18 protein-coding genes are annotated in these 18723 nt (G+C 73.7%); 11 read left to right on the forward strand and 7 right to left on the reverse strand.

Going from position 1 to position 18723, the window contains the following annotated elements; all coding sequences use genetic code 11:
* Nucleotides 1–486 precede the first annotated feature (486 nt).
* Nucleotides 487–1371, forward strand: a complete 885-nt coding sequence (locus FHG89_RS23270; RefSeq protein ID WP_139586538.1) for a DUF2726 domain-containing protein — start codon at nucleotides 487–489, stop codon at nucleotides 1369–1371.
* 281 nt (nucleotides 1372–1652) lie between these two features.
* The gene (locus FHG89_RS33090) at nucleotides 1653–2960 is read left to right on the forward strand and encodes a hypothetical protein (protein ID WP_167517504.1); all 1308 of its coding nucleotides are present in this window, start codon (nucleotides 1653–1655) and stop codon (nucleotides 2958–2960) included.
* 137 nt (nucleotides 2961–3097) lie between these two features.
* Here the strand turns inward: FHG89_RS33090 and FHG89_RS23280 are convergent, their stop codons facing one another.
* Complete coding sequence (locus FHG89_RS23280; protein ID WP_139586539.1) at nucleotides 3098–3445, reverse strand: histone-like nucleoid-structuring protein Lsr2; 348 nt, start codon at nucleotides 3443–3445, stop codon at nucleotides 3098–3100.
* A gap of 147 nt (nucleotides 3446–3592) precedes the next feature.
* Complete coding sequence (locus FHG89_RS23285) at nucleotides 3593–4198, reverse strand: response regulator transcription factor (RefSeq protein WP_244295740.1); 606 nt, start codon at nucleotides 4196–4198, stop codon at nucleotides 3593–3595.
* Nucleotides 4199–4483: 285 nt separating this feature from the next.
* Between FHG89_RS23285 and lon the strand changes: the two genes are divergently transcribed.
* Both lon and FHG89_RS23295 read left to right on the forward strand, forming a co-directional pair.
* Nucleotides 4484–6814: an endopeptidase La gene (lon, locus tag FHG89_RS23290; protein ID WP_139586541.1), complete on the forward strand. Its 2331-nt coding sequence runs from the start codon at nucleotides 4484–4486 to the stop codon at nucleotides 6812–6814.
* 138 nt (nucleotides 6815–6952) lie between these two features.
* On the forward strand, nucleotides 6953–7357 hold the full coding sequence (locus tag FHG89_RS23295) for a DoxX family protein (protein WP_139586542.1): 405 nt from the start codon (nucleotides 6953–6955) through the stop codon (nucleotides 7355–7357).
* Between the two features lie 47 nt (nucleotides 7358–7404).
* Here FHG89_RS23295 and FHG89_RS23300 read toward each other — a convergent pair whose 3' ends face one another.
* Together FHG89_RS23300 and FHG89_RS23305 are read right to left on the reverse strand one after the other, a co-directional pair.
* Entirely contained in the window at nucleotides 7405–9135 is a 1731-nt protein-coding gene (locus FHG89_RS23300) for a DEAD/DEAH box helicase (RefSeq protein ID WP_139586543.1), read from the reverse strand.
* Between the two features lie 63 nt (nucleotides 9136–9198).
* Nucleotides 9199–10098 (reverse strand): hypothetical protein, encoded by a 900-nt coding sequence (locus tag FHG89_RS23305; protein ID WP_208761072.1) that lies wholly within the window; start codon nucleotides 10096–10098, stop codon nucleotides 9199–9201.
* On the opposite strand from FHG89_RS23305, the gene FHG89_RS23310 reads away from it, so the two are divergent.
* From FHG89_RS23310 to FHG89_RS23320, 3 genes are read left to right on the forward strand one after another with little or no spacing between them, the layout of a single operon-like run.
* On the forward strand, nucleotides 10070–10420 hold the full coding sequence (locus tag FHG89_RS23310; protein WP_208761073.1) for an ATP-binding protein: 351 nt from the start codon (nucleotides 10070–10072) through the stop codon (nucleotides 10418–10420). The genes FHG89_RS23305 and FHG89_RS23310 overlap by 29 nt on opposite strands.
* On the forward strand, nucleotides 10417–11022 hold the full coding sequence (locus tag FHG89_RS23315) for a response regulator transcription factor (protein ID WP_139586544.1): 606 nt from the start codon (nucleotides 10417–10419) through the stop codon (nucleotides 11020–11022). Before FHG89_RS23310 ends, FHG89_RS23315 begins: the two co-directional genes overlap by 4 nt.
* Before the next feature lie 22 nt (nucleotides 11023–11044).
* Entirely contained in the window at nucleotides 11045–11563 is a 519-nt protein-coding gene (locus tag FHG89_RS23320; RefSeq protein WP_139586545.1) for a 2'-5' RNA ligase family protein, read from the forward strand.
* Nucleotides 11564–11584: 21 nt separating this feature from the next.
* On the opposite strand, the gene FHG89_RS23325 is transcribed toward FHG89_RS23320, so the two are convergent.
* The 3 genes from FHG89_RS23325 to FHG89_RS33925 all read right to left on the reverse strand — a co-directional run bounded on the left by FHG89_RS23325 (nucleotide 11585) and on the right by FHG89_RS33925 (nucleotide 14700).
* On the reverse strand, nucleotides 11585–12028 hold the full coding sequence (locus tag FHG89_RS23325) for a glycine-rich domain-containing protein (protein ID WP_139586546.1): 444 nt from the start codon (nucleotides 12026–12028) through the stop codon (nucleotides 11585–11587).
* A gap of 447 nt (nucleotides 12029–12475) precedes the next feature.
* The gene (locus FHG89_RS33920; protein ID WP_244295742.1) at nucleotides 12476–13696 is read right to left on the reverse strand and encodes a DUF1349 domain-containing protein; all 1221 of its coding nucleotides are present in this window, start codon (nucleotides 13694–13696) and stop codon (nucleotides 12476–12478) included.
* Nucleotides 13651–14700 (reverse strand): family 43 glycosylhydrolase, encoded by a 1050-nt coding sequence (locus FHG89_RS33925; RefSeq protein WP_244295744.1) that lies wholly within the window; start codon nucleotides 14698–14700, stop codon nucleotides 13651–13653. The genes FHG89_RS33920 and FHG89_RS33925 overlap by 46 nt, the downstream gene beginning before the upstream one ends.
* A 171-nt stretch (nucleotides 14701–14871) precedes the next feature.
* Here FHG89_RS33925 and FHG89_RS23335 point away from each other — a divergent pair, with 171 nt between their 5' ends.
* The 4 genes from FHG89_RS23335 (at nucleotide 14872) to FHG89_RS23350 (ending at nucleotide 18723) form a co-directional block, all read left to right on the forward strand.
* Nucleotides 14872–15615: an ArsR/SmtB family transcription factor gene (locus FHG89_RS23335; protein ID WP_139586547.1), complete on the forward strand. Its 744-nt coding sequence runs from the start codon at nucleotides 14872–14874 to the stop codon at nucleotides 15613–15615.
* A gap of 111 nt (nucleotides 15616–15726) precedes the next feature.
* Nucleotides 15727–16761, forward strand: a complete 1035-nt coding sequence (locus FHG89_RS23340) for a cytochrome P450 (RefSeq protein WP_139586548.1) — start codon at nucleotides 15727–15729, stop codon at nucleotides 16759–16761.
* Entirely contained in the window at nucleotides 16758–17555 is a 798-nt protein-coding gene (locus FHG89_RS23345) for an isocitrate lyase/PEP mutase family protein (protein WP_139586549.1), read from the forward strand. The genes FHG89_RS23340 and FHG89_RS23345 overlap by 4 nt, the downstream gene beginning before the upstream one ends.
* Nucleotides 17556–17754: 199 nt before the next feature.
* Entirely contained in the window at nucleotides 17755–18723 is a 969-nt protein-coding gene (locus FHG89_RS23350) for a DUF5715 family protein (protein ID WP_139586550.1), read from the forward strand.

Consider the following 18723-nt stretch of genomic DNA (forward strand, 5'->3'; position numbering starts at 1 on the left):
GTCGGCACGCGGCCGCCGCAGAATGGTCGGATCGCCGGCCCGGCGAGGCCGGCGAGCAGGTCGAGGACTGTCGGTGGGGCGTGGGCGAGCGCCCGGAGCGCTGTCGGCGAGGCCGCCGACCTGCTGTCGCGACATGCTGACCTCCCGGCCGGCCCGCTACCGGCGACCCCGCTGCTTACACCGAGCGGGGACCTCTGGAACACGACTGAGCTGTGATCCGGCTCACAGCCTCGCCCGCAGGTCTGGCGCGGTCCACTGACCCTTGACACGCTTCTACAACGTTGTAATCTGCCCGGTGGTGGACCGGCTGGAACCGATCCGGCAGAAGCAACCATCGAGGGGCTGTGATGGGCGCCGCCGAGTAGCCACCGCCGATCGGTGGACCGACCGGCCGGGGCGGAGTGTCGGCCGCACCGGCGAGGCGCGCGCCATGATCGACCACCTAGACTCGGCCCGGCCCGACCGACCGGCGGATGGATCAGGCAGATGACGAGCACCGGCACCGACGAGCGCGGCTGGCTGCGGGCGGCGCCCGCCGACGGCGGGGGCGCGCTGCTCAGTCGTGCCGGCCACCGGGTGTACGCGGCGCGTCGGCTCAGCGACCTCGTCCAGGGACGCCCACCGGGTGTCACCGGCAGCCAGTGGAGTTCGGCGAGCCGGGCCGCGTTCGACTTCGTCCTCTGCGCCGCCGACACCGGACGGCCGGTCGTCGCCGTGGAGATCGGCCCGGTGCCACCGGCCGGTTCGGCCGAGCAGCGCGCCGAACGCCTGACGGACGCGGTGAGCGCCGCGGTGGGGCTGCCCGTGCTGCGGATCGGCTCGCCGACGCTGCGGGCCGCCGAGCAGGGCCGACGCCTGATGGAGTACGTGATCGACGCCAGGGCGTACGCGGCGGGCGCCGGGCTGGGCGCGGGCGGGGACGACGAGCCGGCCCCGGTGGGCTTCCGGGACATCCTCGGCCGGCTGCCGGACGGCCGTACCGGCCCGGTGAACGACCTCGGCGCGTTGACCCGCGCCGCGGCGGTCGACGCGTACGTGGCCGGGCGGCTCGCCGACCCGATCGTGCGTGGACTGCACGTGCGCTGGGCGGACGGCCCGGCGCAGGGGTGGAGCTGGGTGCAGGTGCGCCCCGACGCCTGCCTCGTGGAGCGGGTCTCGGTGACCGAGCACCGGTTCTCCTGCGGCGTCGACGCGGCCCGGTTGGCCGAGGACCTCGCCACGGTGGCCGTCGGGGAGCGGCTGCGCGCCGCCGGGACCGACGACGCGGGGCTTCTGCCCCGCGCTGAGCTGACGGCGCAGATCGCCGCGCTGAGCCGTCGCCGCGACGAGCTGGTCGGCGGGTTCGCCTTCGACCACCTGTGCGCCGACTGACCAGCGCCCGGTTCCCCAGCTGACCTCGCTCCGGGTCGGCTCGCGACAATTTTCTGCGCTCCGGTTGAACCTTCCCGCGCGCCGTCCCGTACTCCTGCGCGAATGAAGAGGATCTCCCCATCCGCGTCGACCCGACGCGGGGACGGTGCGGAAAGGGCATCGTCGGCCGTCGACACATCACCCGGTAGGTCGTGGTGGCCGCCGTTGACGCGTGCCATCTCAAATCCGTCGGTCCGCCGAGGGCAGGAATCCAGTACCGGATCGAGAAGGAGAGCAATTCGATGCGCAGGTCCACTCGGGCGCGCCGGCCATCCGGCAACGCGCGGAGCAAGCGTCTGCTGGCCGTTGTCGGCACGCTCGTGGTCTTCGGCGGAGTTGTCGCCGTGACCCAGATTTCGTCGGCCCAGGATCGGCGGACCAACAAACCCCGCCCGGCCGCGGGGCAGTGCGTGGAACCCAGCCCGGGCGCGACCGCGCCGAGCGGAAATGGTTCGACCACCCGGACCTGGCAGAACGGCCGGTGGGTGCGTAACCACTGGGGTGACGGGCAGCAGTCGGTCCCGGAGTGTGAGGACGGCAAGGACGGCACGGTGGGCACCGGCTCGGCTGTGGCCTGTCCGGATGTGGCGTCGAAGCTGCCGCAGGTGCCGGAGCGGGCCCGGGCCGAGGTGGACCGCAACCTCGCCCAGTTGACGACCCAGATCGCGGAGGCCGACCGCCGCCTGGCGGCCGAGGGCAACAAGGGTGAGGCCTTCATCCGCACCGCGATCCTCCAGCCGCTGGCGGGCAAGCGCCGCGCGGTGCTGGACCGCATCACGACCGCCATCGACCGGGTCGGGCCGCGCCCGCAGGGTCTGGCGCAGCTCGCCGAGTGTCAGGTGCAGCCGACCGGCGGCAGCAGCGGCGGTGGCAACAACGGTGGCAGCACCGGTGGTGGAAACACGGGCGGTGGAAACACGGGCGGTGGCACCGGCAACGGTGGCAACAACGGCGGTGGGAACAACAACGGCGGTGGGAACAACGGCGGCAACGCTCCCGGCGCGGGGCTCGGCGTACTGGCCAACAACTGCGACGAGAGCCAGCTCCAGGCGCACGACGGCTTCCAGAACGGCAACCGCTGCGTCAGCACCGCGTTCGGCGAGGTCGGCGCCGCCGCCAACAACCCCTCCCTGCTGATCACCCAGTTCCCCCAGCAGGTGGGCCGCAACCAGCCGTTCACGCTCCGGGTCAGCACCCGCAACCTGGTCCGGGACCGCTTCCTGGCCGCCGGTCAGGGCGGGTACTACGTGGAGAGCTCTCTGCTCAACGCCCAGGGCCTGGTTCGGGGGCACTTCCACACGGCGTGCCGGATGCTGGACAGCCTGACCACCCCGCCGGAGCCGCAGGAGGTGCCGGCGTTCTTCGTGGCCACCGAGGACGGCCGCGGTGGCACCGAGCCGGACGAGGTGACCATCCAGATCCCGGGTCTGCCGGAGTCGGGAACCGCGCAGTGTTCGGTCTGGGCCGGTGACGGTTCGCACCGTCTGCCGATGATGGAGCGCGCCAACCAGACGCCGGCGTTCGACTCGGTGCGTGTCACGGTCAACTGAGTCGCCGTACGACCGGTGGCGGCCGGTCACCCGGGGCGGGACAGCCCGGGGTGACCGGCCGCCGCCGTCACGAGGAGTGCCGACAATATGACGGGGCCGCGCCGTTTTCGGCGCGACCCCGTCTGCGTGTCGTCCGGTCAGCGGTTCTTGTACGCCTCGACGACCTCGACCGGGATCCGGCCTCGCTCGGAAATCTTGTAGCCGTTCTTGACGGCCCATTCCCGGATGGCCCGGTTCTGCTCCCGATCCATTCCCGCGCCGCTGGGTCGACCCGGACGCCGAACGGTCCGGGTGTTCTCCACGGCGCCTCGCCCGATGCGCCGGCCCGCATTGATGTACGGATCCAGCGCCTTGCGCAGGACGCCGGCATTCTCGTCCGAGACGTCGATCGTGTAGGCCACGCCGTCGAGACTGAACTCGACCGTCCGGTCAGCCTTCCCGCCGTCGAGGTCGTCGGTCAGGACCGTGATTACTTTTCTCGCCATTGCCGATTACTCCCTGTGTGTGGCGGGATGTGTCCAAAGTCTGACCTACTACCCGGGGAATCCGCAACAATATGCGCCGCATTCATTTCGGCGCGTCGCGATTCGGTGACGGGAAACCGCGAATCGGCACCGAATCGCGGTCCGGCCTCATTCGAGCAGGCCGGCCTGACCGGCCACGGCGGCCGCCTCCGCCCGGTTGGCCACTCGCAGCTTGCGCAGAAGCGCGGCGGTCATCCGTTTCACCGTCCGCTCCGAGACGTGCAGTTCCTCGGCGATATCGACGGTGTGGCGGCCGGCGGCTATGGCGCACAGCAGGCGGCGTTCCGCACCGTCCAGGTCGACAGGTGTGAAGCGCGATGGTCGCAGCAGGACGCGGAGCAGTTCCGCCGGCAGAACCGCCCAGCCGTCGAGGACGGCCAGCAGCAGGGGTAGCAGTTCCTCCGGCCCGCTGTTCTTGGGCAGATACCCCTCGGCGCCGGCGCGCAGCGCCTCCAGCACCGGTGCCGGGTCGGTGGAACCGGACATCGCGACCACCCGTGTCTGGGGAGTGGTCCGCCGGATCGCCGCCACGGCCCGGACGCCACCGGGCGGTGGGACGTGCAGGTCGACCAGGACGAGGTCCGGGAGGCAGCGACTGACCAGACCCGCGGCGGTCGCCGCGTCGCCGGTCGAGCCGACGACCTCGGCGCGACCGTCGCTGGTCACCGACAGCAGCAGCTCGAGGCCTCGGACGAGAAGGGGGTGATCGTCCACCACCGCGATACGAAGGGTGGAGCTGCCCGGCATGTCCGGGCCGTTCCCCGTTGGGTACCGATCATGCCGCCCGGCACCGAACGAGGTGCGCCGGGTGGATCTGCGAACGCTAGGGCGTGCCAAGCCCGTTGTCGCCGCGCATCCGGTCCGCTGACCGGCGGCAAGGGCGAGTTCCGGTGACCCGAGGGACGGCCGCAGGAGTGGTCTGGGTCACATCGCGGAACAAGGGGAACGCTTTGTTACTTGAGTGAGACACGCTCAACCCAACGCGATAGCAGGTGTTCGATGGCAACTCTTCCGGTACTTCCCCTGACCGACGCCGTGCTGCTGCCCGGCATGGTGATCCCGGTGACCCTCGACCCGACCACCCAGGCCGCGATCGACGCCGCACGGACGACCGACGACCGCAGGCTGCTGGCCGTGCCGCGCATCGACGGCGAGTACGGCCCCGTCGGCGTGGTCGCCACCATCGAGAAGGTCGGCCGGCTGCCCGACGGCGAGCCCGCCGCCGTGGTCCGTGGCCTGTCCCGGGCCCGGATCGGCTCCGGCGTGCCCGGCCCCGGCGCGGCACTCTGGGTCGAGGCGACCGAACTCGACGAACCCGCTCCTGCCGGCCGCGCCCGGGAACTCGCCCGCGAGTACCGCGCCCTGGTGACCTCCGTGCTCCAGCAGCGTGGCGCCTGGCAGGTCATCGACGCCGTGGAGCGGATGACCGACCTGTCCGAGCTGGCCGACTCGGCCGGCTACGCGCCCTGGCTCACCCTGGAGCAGAAGACCGAGCTGCTCGCCGCGCCGGACGTCACCGCCCGGCTGGAGCTGCTGGTCGGCTGGGTGAAGGACTACCTGGCCGAGCAGGAGGTCACCGAGCAGATCAACAGCGACGTCCGCGAGGGGCTGGAGAAGTCACAGCGGGAGTTCCTGCTGCGCCAGCAGCTCGCCGCCATCCGCAAGGAGCTGGGCGAGGACGAGCCGGACGGCTCGGCCGACTATCGCAGCCGGGTGGAGAGCGCCGAGCTGCCGGAGAAGGTCCGCGAGGCGGCCCTGCGCGAGGTCGGCAAGTTGGAGCGGGCCAGTGACGCCTCCCCGGAGGCGGGCTGGATCCGTACCTGGCTCGACACCGTGCTCGAGATGCCGTGGGGCACGCGTACCCAGGACAACACCGACCTGGCCGCGGCTCGGGCGGTGCTCGACGCCGACCACGCCGGCCTGGCCGACGTGAAGGACCGCATCCTGGAGTACCTGGCGGTGCGCAACCGGCGGGCCGAGCGCAACCTCGGCGTGGTCGGCGGTCGCGGCTCCGGCGCGGTGCTCGCCCTCGCCGGTCCTCCCGGGGTCGGCAAGACCAGCCTCGGCGAGTCGGTGGCCCGGGCGCTCGGACGCAACTTCGTCCGGGTGTCGCTCGGTGGTGTCCGCGACGAGGCGGAGATCCGCGGGCACCGGCGCACCTACGTCGGCGCGCTGCCCGGTCGGATCGTCCGCGCGCTGCGCGAGGCCGGCTCGATGAACCCGGTCGTGCTCCTCGACGAGGTGGACAAGCTGGCCGCCGGTTACGCCGGTGACCCGGCCGCCGCTCTGCTGGAGGTCCTCGACCCGGCGCAGAACCACACCTTCCGGGACCACTACCTGGAGGTCGACCTGGACCTGTCCGACGTGCTCTTCCTGGCCACCGCAAACGTGGTGGAGTCCATCCCCGGCCCGCTGCTGGACCGGATGGAGCTCGTCACCCTGGACGGGTACACCGAGGACGAGAAGGTCGCCATCGCCCGGGACCACCTGCTGCCCCGGCAGCGGGAGCGGGCCGGGCTGACCGCCGACGAAGTGGAGATCGCCGACGAGGCCCTCGCGCTGATCGCGGGGGAGTACACCCGGGAGGCCGGTGTCCGGCAGCTCGAACGTGGCCTCGCCAAGATCCTGCGCAAGGTGGCGGTGACGCTGGCGACCGACCCGTCGCCGGTACGCGTCGACACCGACAACCTCACCGGCTACCTGGGTCGGCCGAAGTTCACCCCGGAGTCGGCCGAGCGCACCGCGGTGCCCGGTGTGGCCACCGGCCTCGCCGTCACCGGCGCCGGTGGGGACGTGCTCTTCATCGAGGCGACAAGCATGGAGGGCGAGCCGGGGCTGACCCTGACCGGCCAACTCGGTGACGTGATGAAGGAGTCGGCGCACATCGCGCTGTCGTACCTGCGCTCCAACGGGCGACGGTTCGGCATCGACCCGAACGTCCTGGCCGGGCGCCGGATCCACGTCCACTTCCCGGCGGGCGCGGTGCCCAAGGACGGCCCGAGCGCCGGCATCACCATGGTGACGGCCCTGGCCTCGCTGGTCACCGGCCGCCCGGTCCGCCCGGAGTTCGGGATGACCGGCGAGGTGACGCTCTCCGGGCGGGTGCTGCCGATCGGCGGGGTGAAGCAGAAGCTGCTCGCCGCGCACCGGGCCGGCCTCACCGAGGTGATCATCCCGGCGCGTAACGAGCCCGACCTGGACGACCTGCCGACCGAGGTGCGCGAGGCGCTGACCGTGCACACCCTGGCCGACGTGGCCGACGTGCTCGCCCTGGCGCTGCGCCCGGCCGACGTCCAGGCGCTGGACGGTCCGGCGCTCTTCGCGGCCTGACCCCTGCCCGCATCGATGACCCCCGTCGTCCTCACGGACGGCGGGGGTCATGGCTGTCCGCGCAGCGAGGGCTACTGTCTCGCCTGCAACCCTCAATCACCTCTCCGCCGCGAGGCGGTGCCCCCGGAGGTAACCCCCGTGAACCTGGTGCTCTGGATAATCCAGATCCTGCTCGCCGTCGTCTTCGCCGGCGCCGGCCTGGCCAAGCTGACCCAGCCCAAGGAGAAGCTGCGCGACGTGATGCGGTGGGTGGACCCGGTCCCGCCGACCCAGGTGAAGGCCCTCGGCGCGGTCGAGGTGCTGGCCGCCGTCGGGCTGGTGCTGCCCGCCCTCACCGGCATCGCCACCGTGCTCACCCCGCTGGCCGCCGTCGGGCTGGTCATCGTCATGGTCGGCGGCATCCTGGTGCACCTGCGGGACCGGAAGAAGCGCGACACGACGGCCGAGCGTCGGACGGAGATCCAGGGCGCGATCACCTGCACGGTGCTGCTCGTCCTCGCCGCCGTGGTCGCCTGGGGCCGCTTCGGGCCGTACTCCTTCTGAGCCGTTCGCCGGCGACCGTCGTACCCCGGGGGTCGCCGGCGGCGTGCTCAGCGCCCCTCGCCGCCGCGGTCCCGGCGGACCGTGGCCTTGCGGCCCTTGATGGTGCTGGAGCGTAATCCGGAGATCACCTCGTCGGCCACTCCCTGCGGCACCTCCACCAGCGAGAACCGGTCGGCGATCTCGATCGAGCCGATGTCCCGGCCGCGGATACCTGTCTCCCCGGTGATGGCGCCGACCAGATCCTGCGGGCGCACCCCGGCGCGCCTGCCCAGGCCGACGAAGACCTGCACGGTGTTGCCGCCGGGACGCGGCCGGCCCCCGCCGCGCCGGTCCCCGCCCCGGCCACCGGCCTCCGGCCGGCCCTCGCGCGGGCCGCGCACCGGCACCTGCGGGATCTCCTCCTCGTCGTCGGAGCCCGGGGACGTCACCTCGTGCGCCAGCTTCACCGCGGCGAGGGCGACCTCCATCAGGTCGAACTCGTCGGTAAGCGTCTCCACGATCACCCGGAACGGGTCCAGGTCGTCCTCCAGCAGGCTCTCCCGCAGGGCCGCCTGGGTCAGCTCCAGCCGGCGGGTCCGCATGTCCGCCACCGTGGGGATCTTGTCGATGGTGATCCGCTGGCCGGTCACCCGCTCGATGGTCTTGAGCATCCGGTGCTCGCGCGGCTCGGCCAGGGTGATCGCCACACCCTCCCGGCCGGCCCGGCCCACCCGGCCGATCCGGTGCACGTACGACTCCGGCGCCGACGGCACGTCGTAGTTCACGACGTGGGTGAGCTGCTCGACGTCCAAGCCACGGGCCGCCACGTCGGTGGCGACCAGCAGGTCGGCGGTGCCCGCCCGCAGCCGGCCCATCACCCGGTCGCGCTGTTCCTGGCTCATCCCGCCGTGCAGCGCCTCGGAGCGGTAGCCCCGGCCGTTCATCGTCTCGGTCAGCCGGTCCACCTCCTCCCGGCTGCGGCAGAAGACGATCGCGGCGGTCGGCGACTCCACGTCGAGTACCCGGCCCAGCGCGGCCGGCTTGTGCGCCCGCGTCACGATGTACGCGCTCTGCCGCACCCGGGGCGCCTCACCGGCGACCGTCTGCTCCCGGCCGATCTCGATCCGGACCGGCTCGCGCAGGTGCTGGCGGGCCATCCCGTCGATCCGGGACGGCATGGTGGCCGAGAAGAGCACCGTCTGGCGCTGCGCCGGCGCGTGCTCCAGGATCGCCTCGATGTCCTCGGCGAAACCCATGTCGAGCATCTCGTCGGCCTCGTCGAGCACCACCGTGGCGAGGCCGCCCAGGCGCAGGGTGCCCCGGGCGATGTGGTCCAGGGCCCGGCCCGGGGTGGCCACCACCACGTCCACCCCGCTGTCCAACGCCCGCAGCTGCCGCCCGATCGGCTGCCCGCCGTAGATCGGCAGCACCCGCGCGCCCAGGTCCTTGCCGTAGCGGTGGAACGCCTCGGACACCTGCACCGCCAGCTCCCGCGTCGGCACCAGCACCAGCGCCACCGGGTCCCCGCCGTCGCGGTGCGCCACCATCCGGTGCAGCAGCGGCAGCGCGAACGCCGCCGTCTTGCCGGTGCCGGTGGCGGCCTGACCGAGCAGGTCCCGGCCGTCGAGCAGCGGTGGGATCGCCTCCCGCTGGATGGGGGTCGGCTCCTCGTAACCGAGGGCGGCCAGGGCGCCCAGCAGTTCGGCGCGCAGCCCGAGCTCCGTGAAGGCGTTCGCCTCGTCGGTGCCGTCGGGGGTGGTGTCGGTCGGTGCGTCGTGCTGTGCAGGTGCGGAACTCATGTGCCAAGCCTTTCATCACGCCGTCCGGCCCGCTGCGGCGACCGGCACAAGAGCGCACCCGGGTCAGTCGCCGGTGGTCAGGATCGCGAGGATCATCGTGCCAGCGAGTGCCGCGTCGAGCACTCCGCACCACTCGGCGTAGCCGCGCGGCACCACCCGGCCGGTGCGGTGGTGCGCCAGGTCCCAGCCGGCGTGCGCCAGCCACCCGAACGCCACCAGCCAGGAGGCCGTCCGCCCGCCGACGGCGACCGCGACAAGCGTCAGGGTCACCCAGGCGGCCAGACCCACGAGCTGCGTGGCGAGCACGCCCGGCCCGCCCAGCGAGCGGCGGACCACGCCGATCAGCAGGTAACCGCCGGGCAGCACCAGCATCGTCCACGGGCTGAGCACGAAGGGATCCACCCACATGTCCACGGTCACCAGCAGCGCCAGCCCGGTCGGCCAGCGACGGGCGAGCGCCACCACGGCCGGACGCCGCCGAATCACCGCCGGCGGCTCGTGCCGGTGCCGCACCGCCACCAGCACCATCGCCGGCACCATCAGCAGGTGCCCGCCGACCAGCAGCGCGTCGCCGTCCAGCACACCGGCCCAGAACGGGACGAGCAGCAGCAGGAACGGCACGTACATCGCGGCGGCCATCTCGACGATCCCCCGCCAGTGGTGCGCCCGGCAGCGCATCCACACCGTCATCCCGACGGTCATGTTGGTGGCCATCACCAGCGCGGCCACGTCCGCGCGGCCCAGCGCCCCGCTGAGCCCCAGCGGGGCGCCGGCCGTCTCCCACAGCGGCCCGAGCAGCACCATTCCGGCGATCATCGCGAGCGCCATCTCGCCGAGATGCCACAGCAGGCGCCATGTGCCGCCGGCCGGCGCCGCGTCGGAGCGTGCCGGCTGGTCGGTCGGCAACGGCCCGGGCGGCGGTACGGGAACGGCGGTGTCGGCGTACATCCGTGTCTTCTCCATGCCGTTGACCCTGCCGGCGTTCCGGCGCGAGGGGCAGGCTCGTCCGCCGGCGGCCGGCGAACTGGCGGCGGTGCTGCGCGAGGCGGGCACCAACGTGTTGCGGCACAGCCGGGCCGACTGGTGCCGGATCCGCATCGACCGGGAGGAGAAGGTGGCCACGATGACTGTCGTCAACGACGGCGCCGACGACCGGGGCCCGGACGACCACAGCCACGGCCTGCGCGGCCTCGCCGACCGGCTCGCCGCGGTCGGGGGAGAGCTGCGGGTACGCCGCCAGGACGCGGTGTTCACCCTCGAGGTCACCGTGCCGGTGTCGTCGTGATCCGCGTCCTGCTCGCCGACGACGAGGACCTGATCCGGGTCGCGGTCGCCGCCCTGCTCGGCCTGGAACCGGACCTCGACGTGGTGGCCCAGGCCGCCGACGGACCCTCGGCGGTCACCGCGACGCTGGCCCACCGCCCGGACGTGGCCGTGGTGGACCTGGAGATGCCCGGCCTGGACGGCATCGCGGTGGCCGCCGAACTGGCCCGCGTCCGTCCTGAGTGCGCGGTGGTCGTGCTCACCGGGCACGGCCGTCCGGGGCACCTGCGGCAGGCCCTGACCGCCGGCGCGCGCGGTTTCGTGCCCAAGGGCTCGCCGGGCGGTGCGCTGGCCGACGTGATCCGGCGGGTGCACGCCGGCGGCCGGTACGTCGACCCGTCGCTGGCCGCCGACGCGCTGACCCTGCCCGCCTGCCCGCTGACGCCCCGGGAGTTGGAGACACTGCGGCTGGCCGAGTTCGGCGCCCCGGTCGCGGTGATCGCCCGCCGGGTGCACCTGTCCACGGGCACCGTCCGCAACCACCTCTCGGCCGCCGTGCAGAAGCTCGGCGCGGTCGACCGGGCCGAGGCGGTGCGTACCGCCCAGGACAACGGCTGGCTCTGACCCATCCGGCTACGGTGGGCATGTGCGTACGGTGGAACTGGTCTGCTCGCCCGGGTTGGACGCCGCGGTCCGCGCGGTCTGGACCCGGTTGGCGGCCGCCGGGCTGCCCAGCCTGGCCCGCAACATCCATCCGACCAACCGGCCGCACCTGACCCTCGCCGCCGTCGACGAGTTCCCGCACGGCGCCGGGCAGCGACTGGCCGAGCTGTTCGACGCCGGGCTACCGGTGCCGGTCACGCTCGACCGGGTCGTCGTCCTCGACGGGAGCGCGCCGCTGGTCTGGCTGGTACGGCCGACGCCGGCGCTGAGCGCGCTGCACGCCGCCGTCTGGGACGTTCTCGCCGAGGCCGACGGGCAGCGTCCGTGGCACGCCCCGGGGGCGTGGGTGCCGCACCTGAGCCTGGCCCTGCGGTTCCGCAACGCGGACCTGCGGATGGCCCGTGCGGTCACCGGTGGGCAGCGCCCGACTGGCGCGTTCGCCGCCGCCCGCAGCTACGACGGCACGGACCGGACGGTGACCCCGCTCGCGCGGCTCCGCTAGGGTCGCGCGTCCGCGAGGGCCTCAGTTGCTGCCACCAACGCCTCCCGCGCCACCGGCGTAGCCGTGGCGACCGTCGTTGAAGGGCAGATCGCCGCGAATGCCGCGCGGCCTGGGTGGCCTGCCCGGCCCTGCCAGGTGTTGCAGGCAGATCCGGTTGGCGACCGGGAAGCACTCGCCACGGCCTCCGCAGTCGACCAGGTAGCGGTTGCCGTCGTGGACGTGGAGCTCCTGGTCCAGCCGGAACAGCAGGGGAAGGTCGCTGGGGCCACAACCCTCGTCCCGGCGGCCGTGGCTCAGCGTGGCGAGCAGCTGGGAGCCGCGGGTGGCATTCGTGGTGTCACCACTCGTCGTCGGCCTCGGCTCGTGGTGCAGGTGGCGCCCGAACGCGGCCTCGCAGAAGGCGGCGTAGTCCCGAGTGTGCAGGGTCAGCTGCTGCCACAGATCGTCCACGACCACCGACGGCATCGACAGCTTCGTGCTCGGATGGCGGACGATGAGCCGGAACCATTGCCGGGTCGCGGTTTCGACCAGGACGATGTCGTCGTCGCTGAGATGGGGATACCGATTTCGTAGATGCTGTCGGCCGCTGGCAGGAAACTCCAGGTCGGAAACGGCGCGGAGTCGGCGAGGGGTGCGGTCGCTTCTGAACGTCGTCCAGTTCATGCGGCTACTTCTATCCGCCCAGGGTACGGGCGCTAGGGCCACGACTTGCCGTGGTGGCGCCGTGGCCCCTTCAGGGTAGGGCAGGAGGCAAGCGCGGCACGGCGGTGCCGGGTTGGCCTACAGCGCCGGACCGGCGGCGGTCCCCTGGCGGCTTCAACGCGCACCTGATGCCGGCGCCACCGGCCTGACCCTCAGCGCCACCGGCCCGGGGGCCTCCGTCCACGTGACGGAGGGCCCCGGGCGCGTGCCCTAGCGGTAGAAGCGCAGGTAGTCGAAGTGCGCGGTGACCGCCGGCTCGGCGCCGCCATGGGCGACCAGCCCGATCCGCGGCGTGGTGTCGGCCGGGAAGGTCCACACCGCACCCCACGTCCAGGTACGCCCGTCGCGGCTGGAACCCGCCCGGTACTCGTGCTCACCGGTGACCGGATCGACGTGGTGCGCCAGCCGCAGCCAGGTCGTGGTGGCCGGGGTGCCGACGATGCTGCCGCCGTACACCGGCTGGCCGGCGAACGGCAGCTCGTAGCCGTACTCGACCTGCCGGGTGTTCCAGATCGCCACCTGCGTCAGCCGGGCGAAACGGTCGTCGTCCACGTACGCGACGAGGCCGGCCTGCTGGTAGTTGCGGACCGTCTCCTCGCCCAGTTCCAGCGTCACCTTCGTCTCCGCGACGTAGTCGCCGCGCGGGGCGTCGCGCAGCAGCACGCCCGCCGTGTTGCCGGTGCCGGTCAGGTCGGCGGCCTGCACCGGCCAGCGCAGCGCACCGCCGGCGACGCCTGCCGCCGGGTCCTCGCGGACCCACTGCCAGCCGTCGTCGAGGCCGTCCCCGAACTCGTCGGAGTACGCCCGCAGGAGCGCCCCGACCCGCGGCTCGGGCACTGCTCGTCTGACCGGCTGGTACAGGCGCGCGACGCTGACGTTGTCGAACTCGGCGGTGCCGCCGGTGGCGCTCAGCCCGGTCCGGCCGACGACCGGGCGGTCCAGCCGCAGCGACACCACGGCGAGCTGGTCGCCGAGGCGGGCGGGGCTCAGTTCGGCGACGAGGTGCTGTCCGCGTACCTCGATGGCCAGGTTGTGCCGGTCGGCCAGGTCGAGCCCGGCGGGCAGCGGTGCGGTGGTCTGACGGCGGCCGTCGCTGGCGACGAGCCGGCCGGCGGCAGCGTCCACGCGGACCTCGACCCGGTCGCCGAGGGTGATCCCGGCGCTGGCCGCGCCGGTCAGCCGCAGGTCGGCCTCCGCCCGCACGTCACCGCCGACCGTGGTACGGCTGGTGAGCGCGCCGCTGCCGGTGAGCCGGCCGTCGGTGACCCGCCATCGGCCCGCGTCGCGTCGCCAGCCGGCGAGCCCGGCGGTGTCGAACCTCTCGTCGATCCGACCGGTCGTGACCGGCGCGGGCCGGTTGCCCTCGGAGGGGCCGGCGCCGGCGTTCACCGTCGGCCAACCGTCGATCCAGTCCAGACGGTCCAGCAGCATCGGGCGTTCGTTGATGCCGAACGGCTCGTCGAGGTACGGGTCGGCGCGGTCGATCGCGTGGTAGACGATCCAGTCCTGACCGGACAGGTCGGTGAGGAACCCGTTGTGCCCGGTGCCGATCCAGCGGTTGCCGTTCTGGGTGAGCACCGGCGTGCCGCCGGCCCGGAGGCGGTGAGCGCGATCCCGTCGCGGTCGGTGAACGGGCCACGCGGGGTGCGCGCCCGGCCGACCTGGACGGAGTAGCCGGTGGCCGGGCCGGCGCAGCAGTTCGCGGTGGACGCGAACAGGTAGTACCACTCGTCGTGGCGCAGGACGTAGCTGCCCTCGAACTTGTTGTCGATCGCCACCAGGGTCGGCGTGCCCACGGCGGTCAAACCGTCCGGGCTGAGCTCGGTGACCGAGATGCCGCCGTAGTAGCTGCCGTAGTAGAGGTAGCCGCGTCCGTCGACGTCGGTGAACTGGCTGGGGTCGATGGTCCACAGGTAACCGCCGCCACCGCCGGGGCGCGGCGCGACGACCGGCTCGGGGGCTAAGGTCCACGGGCCGGTCGGCGAGGGCGCGGTGGCGGCGCCGATGGCGTAGTCGCTGCCCTCGGCCGAGACGGTGGTGTCGGTGACCGTCACGTACATGACCCACCGGTCGCCGATCCGGCGCACGTCCGGCGCCCAGAACGCCGCGCCCGGCGCCGCGTACGGCGGGCGCTGGTCGGGGCCGAACGCGTCGCCGACGTACGTCCAGTCGACCAGGTCGGCCGAGCGGGCGGTGGGTACCCGGTGGAACTCGCGCTCGCCCTCCCGCAGCGGGTCGGTGGTGCCGTAGGCGTACCAGAAGCCGTCGTCGCCACGGACGATGACCGGGTCGGCGAAGGTGTCGCCGACGGCGGTGGAGATCGGATTGCTGTAGCGCGACGGGCTGTCGGCGCTGGCCGTGTGGACGGGTGCGGTCGCGGCCAGAATCAGACCGAGCGCGGCGGCGAGCGCGCCGCCGCGGCGGAGGTGTCGCATGGGGACCTGCCTCGGGAGAGTGGGCGGGTGTCGACAAGGGTCGGTGTGTGCCACCGTTTCTACAACGATGGATACAACGTTGTAAAGGGCTGGCCACCGACTCGCGCCGGTCCCGTCGGCGCGGCACGACCCGGCTCCGCAGGCGCGGCGGGCCGGGACGATGATGGGACGATGAGCGCAGTCACCGAGGGTCGGGGCCTGGCCGAGCTGGCCGCCCTGCTGGCCGACGGCACCCGGGCCGCCATCTGCCTCGCGCTGCTCGACGGCCGCGCCTGGACAGCCGGGGAGCTGGCCCGGCGGGCCGGAGTCGCGCCGTCGACCGCCAGCGACCACCTCACCCGCCTCGTCCGGGGTGGGCTACTGGTCGAGGAACGCCAGGGCCGGCACCGCTACCTGCGGCTGGCCGGGCCGACGGTGGCCCAGCTGATCGAGAGCCTGGCCGGGCACGCCCCGGCCCCACCCGCGCCGACCGGGTCGCTGCGCGCCACCACCGCCGGCGCCGCCCTGGCGTACGCCCGGACCTGTTACGACCACCTCGCCGGACGGCTGGGCGTGCTCATGTACGACGCGCTGCTTGCCGACGGTCGGCTGGACCGGGCCAGCGGGTTGACGCTGACGCCCGACGGGTGGGCGTGGGCGGCCGGGCTGGGCGTACCCGTGCAGGTGCTGCGCAGCGGCCGGCGCCCGGTGGTCCGCGACTGCCTGGACTGGACCGAGCGTCGAGCGCACCTGGCCGGAGGACTCGGGGCGGCGCTCTGCCGTCGCTTCACCGAGCTGGGCTGGATCACCCGGGGGACCGGTCGCGTCGTCCGCGTCACCCCTGCCGGTCGGTCCGCCCTGGCCGAGACCCTGGCCGTCGCCGAGCACACCCTCGCCCCCACCCCGGCGCCGCAGCCCACCGGCGGCCGCGCCTGACTCCTGCGTCGCGCCGGGTCAGCGGGAGCCGAGGACGAACGCCCCGGACCATGGCCGCGAGGCGCGGACTGTTCGGCGGGGAGCGAACGGTCACACACCTACGGTCGGACGATGACCGATGCCTGGCCCGTCGTACCGCCCGCCGCCGGAACGCCCGCGTGTGAGCCGCCCACGTTCGCCCCGGACATCGGTTGGCGGGTGACCCGGTACGCCGACGTCCGAGCTGTCCTGACCGGTCCGGCCTTCGTGGTGCCGGCCGTCGACGCTGGTCCGCCGGGCACGCTCGCCTGGCTGCGTGCCACCGTGAGCCGGTTCAGTCCGCCGCACCGGCACGCCGAGCGCCGGGCGATCGGCGTGTCGGCGCTGGCCACCGTGGATCCGGACGAGCTGCTGCACGAGGCGGCCGGGCTGACAGCCGCGGCGCTCGACCGGGCCGACGGTCGTGTCGACGTGATGGCCGAACTGGCCCGTCCGGTACCGCTGCGGGTGCTGGCCACCCGGCTCGGTCTCGCCGATCCGGTCGCCGCCGGTACGGCGGTCGCGGTCGTCGCCGCCGCGTACCACCCGGGGGTCGACCCGGCGTTGCTGCGGCGCGCGGACGGTGCGGTGGCGGCGTTGCTGGCGCTCTCGCCGCCGAGCCCGGCGCAGGTGCGGGCGAACCTGATCGGCCTCCTGGTCCAGGCCTGCGACGCGACCGCCGGCCTGATCGGCGCCGCCGCACACCACCTGCTCACCCCGCCGGCCCTGCGGGCGACGGCGCGGGTGGGCAGCGCCGACCTGCTGGCCGAGGTGCTGCGGCTCGACCCGCCGGTGCGGGCCACCCGACGGGTCACCACCGCCGCGGTACGGCTGGGCGGCCGGGACCTGCCGCCGGGCAGCCCGGTGCTGCTGCGGTTCGACGCCGCGAACCGTGACCCGGAGGTGTTCGCCGAGCCCGGCTCGTTCCGGCCCGGCCGGTCCGGCGCCGGGCCGCTCACCTTCGGCGCGGGGGAGCGCGGCTGCCCCGGCGACCGGCACGCCCTGTCCCTCGCGGTCGGGGTGTTCGACGTGCTGCGGGAACGCTGCCGGCGCGCCCCGACCGACCTGCGCCACGAGCCGCACCCGACCCTGCGTGTCCCGACGAACCTGGAGGTGAGCGTTCGATGACCGACCGTGTCGCGGCTTTCCGCGCCCTGCACCACGCCGCTCGACCCCTGCTGCTGCCGAACGCCTGGGACCACGCGTCGGCGGCGGCGCTCGCCGCGCGTGGCCACCCGGCGATCGGCACCACCAGCCTCGGGGTCGCCGCCGCCGCCGGCCGACCCGACGGCACCGCGGCCACCGCCGCCGAGACCCTGACCCTGGCCCGCCGCCTCGCCACCCTGCCGGTGCTGCTCACCGTCGACATCGAAGCCGGATTCAGCGACGACCCGGCGGCGGTCGCCGGATACGTGGCCGAGCTGGCCGGGCTCGGCGTGGTGGGCATCAACCTCGAGGACGGGCGTGCCGACGGCACCCTGGCCGAGCCGGAGTGCGTCGCCGACAAGGTCGCGGCGATCACAGCGGCGGCGCCGGGCCTGTTCGTCAACGCCCGCACCGACACCTGGTGGCTCGGGGTGGACGACCCGCTGGCGCAGACCCTGGCCCGGGCGCGTGCCTACCGGGCCGCCGGCGCCGACGGGATCTTCGTGCCCGGCGCCATCGACCTGGCGGCGCTGCGGCTGCTGACCGAACGGATCGACGCGCCGGTGAACGCGTTGTACCAGCCGGCCGGGCCGGGCCTGGACGAACTGGGTGCCGCCGGGGTGGCCCGGGTCAGCACCGGCTCCCTGCTGTTCCGCGCCGCGCTGGGCGCCGCGCTCGCCGCCGTCGACGGGGTACGCGACGGCACCCTGGCCGTGCCGCAGGGGCTGCCGTCGTACGCCGAGGTGCAGGCGCTGGTGGCCGCGGACGGTGACTGACGGTCCCGGCCGGCGCCCGGCGGTGGGTGAGCTGCGCGGCCAGCCCACCGTCGCGTACCCCCGTCGCAGGCGGATCGGTGAGTGCGACATCGGTCCGTTCGAGGGTAGATAGGAGGATTGTTCGGTCCATTCCGTTCCCGATGATTACGGTGTGTTTCAGGGCGAACCACAAGTGTCGTGACCGGAGAAAGGGACCGTCATGCGAGTGCCCAGCCGTAGTCCGGGACAGCAGCCCGGTTCGCCCGTGTCACCCACCGCGCCGGCCCGTCGACGGCCCTCCGGCAGGGCCCCGCGCCGACTCTCCTCCGCCGCGCCCGACCTGGCCGCCTACCGGGCTGCCGTCGCCGAGTTGCTGGTGGAGGTGGGTGCCCTGGCCGACGTGGCGAGCACCCGGGCCCGGCAGGTGCTCATCGATGAGCGGCTGCGCGAACCGGCACTCGCCGCGGTCCTGGACGCCACCCCGCAGGGGCTGATCGGCGCCCGCGAGACGCTGCTGCTGGAGATGGCCCGCTACCAGCCGAACGAGCGCACGTCCGCGCGGGACCTCACCGCGCTGGTCCGGATCTACCTGCTCTCGCGCATCGACGTGTTCTGGTGGCAGGACGCCCCGACGTTCGTCACCGACGAGCAGGTCAACGGCAGCGCCGACCTGGTCGACCTGGAGTGGTTGCGCCGCCGGGACCTGCTGCGCTTCCGGTACCAGGAGCAGCCGGCCACGGCGCTGGGTCGCGCCGTACGGGGTGTGCGCCGCCGGCTGCGGCCCGACGCCACCCCCCGCACCGCCGGGCTGCTGTTCCGCCGCGCCCGCCGCGAGGTGGTGGCCCTGCTCAACGACATCGGACGCGAGTTCGCCGCGGCCGCGCCGCCGGCCACCCCGCCGCTGTGGGTGACCAGCCTGGTCCGCAGCACCGAGCACCAGTACCGGCTGCGGCGCCTGGGCTACGCCGCGATGCTGCCCAGCGGGCACTGCCTCGGCTACTCGGTCGACGTCGAGCTGGCCTGGTTCGAGCGGTTCGGCGCGCGGGACGCCCTCGCGGAGCTGCTGCTGGCCCGGCAGGAGACCGGCGAGATCAACGTGATCGACGAGGGGCAGGCCTGGCACCTGTGTCTCGCGCCCACCGCCCGGCGCCGGCTACGCCGGGCGTACGAGGCCGAGATGGGAGTCTGA

The organism is Micromonospora orduensis (assembly GCF_006228125.1).
Taxonomy (GTDB): domain Bacteria; phylum Actinomycetota; class Actinomycetes; order Mycobacteriales; family Micromonosporaceae; genus Micromonospora; species Micromonospora orduensis.

Excerpts from the sequence above, each read along its gene's own strand:
- FHG89_RS23270 (WP_139586538.1), top strand. The coding sequence starts at position 487 with ATGACGAGCACCGGCACCGACGAGCGCGGCTGGCTGCGGGCGGCGCCC.
- FHG89_RS33090 (WP_167517504.1), top strand. The coding sequence starts at position 1,653 with ATGCGCAGGTCCACTCGGGCGCGCCGGCCATCCGGCAACGCGCGGAGC.
- FHG89_RS23280 (WP_139586539.1), bottom strand. The coding sequence starts at position 3,445 with ATGGCGAGAAAAGTAATCACGGTCCTGACCGACGACCTCGACGGCGGG.
- lon (WP_139586541.1), top strand. The coding sequence starts at position 4,484 with ATGGCAACTCTTCCGGTACTTCCCCTGACCGACGCCGTGCTGCTGCCC.
- FHG89_RS23300 (WP_139586543.1), bottom strand. The coding sequence starts at position 9,135 with ATGAGTTCCGCACCTGCACAGCACGACGCACCGACCGACACCACCCCC.
- FHG89_RS23305 (WP_208761072.1), bottom strand. The coding sequence starts at position 10,098 with ATGGAGAAGACACGGATGTACGCCGACACCGCCGTTCCCGTACCGCCG.
- FHG89_RS23325 (WP_139586546.1), bottom strand. The coding sequence starts at position 12,028 with ATGCCGTCGGTGGTCGTGGACGATCTGTGGCAGCAGCTGACCCTGCAC.
- FHG89_RS33920 (WP_244295742.1), bottom strand. The coding sequence starts at position 13,696 with ATGCTGCTGGACCGTCTGGACTGGATCGACGGTTGGCCGACGGTGAAC.
- FHG89_RS33925 (WP_244295744.1), bottom strand. The coding sequence starts at position 14,700 with ATGCGACACCTCCGCCGCGGCGGCGCGCTCGCCGCCGCGCTCGGTCTG.
- FHG89_RS23335 (WP_139586547.1), top strand. The coding sequence starts at position 14,872 with ATGAGCGCAGTCACCGAGGGTCGGGGCCTGGCCGAGCTGGCCGCCCTG.
- FHG89_RS23340 (WP_139586548.1), top strand. The coding sequence starts at position 15,727 with ATGACCGATGCCTGGCCCGTCGTACCGCCCGCCGCCGGAACGCCCGCG.
- FHG89_RS23345 (WP_139586549.1), top strand. The coding sequence starts at position 16,758 with ATGACCGACCGTGTCGCGGCTTTCCGCGCCCTGCACCACGCCGCTCGA.
- FHG89_RS23350 (WP_139586550.1), top strand. The coding sequence starts at position 17,755 with ATGCGAGTGCCCAGCCGTAGTCCGGGACAGCAGCCCGGTTCGCCCGTG.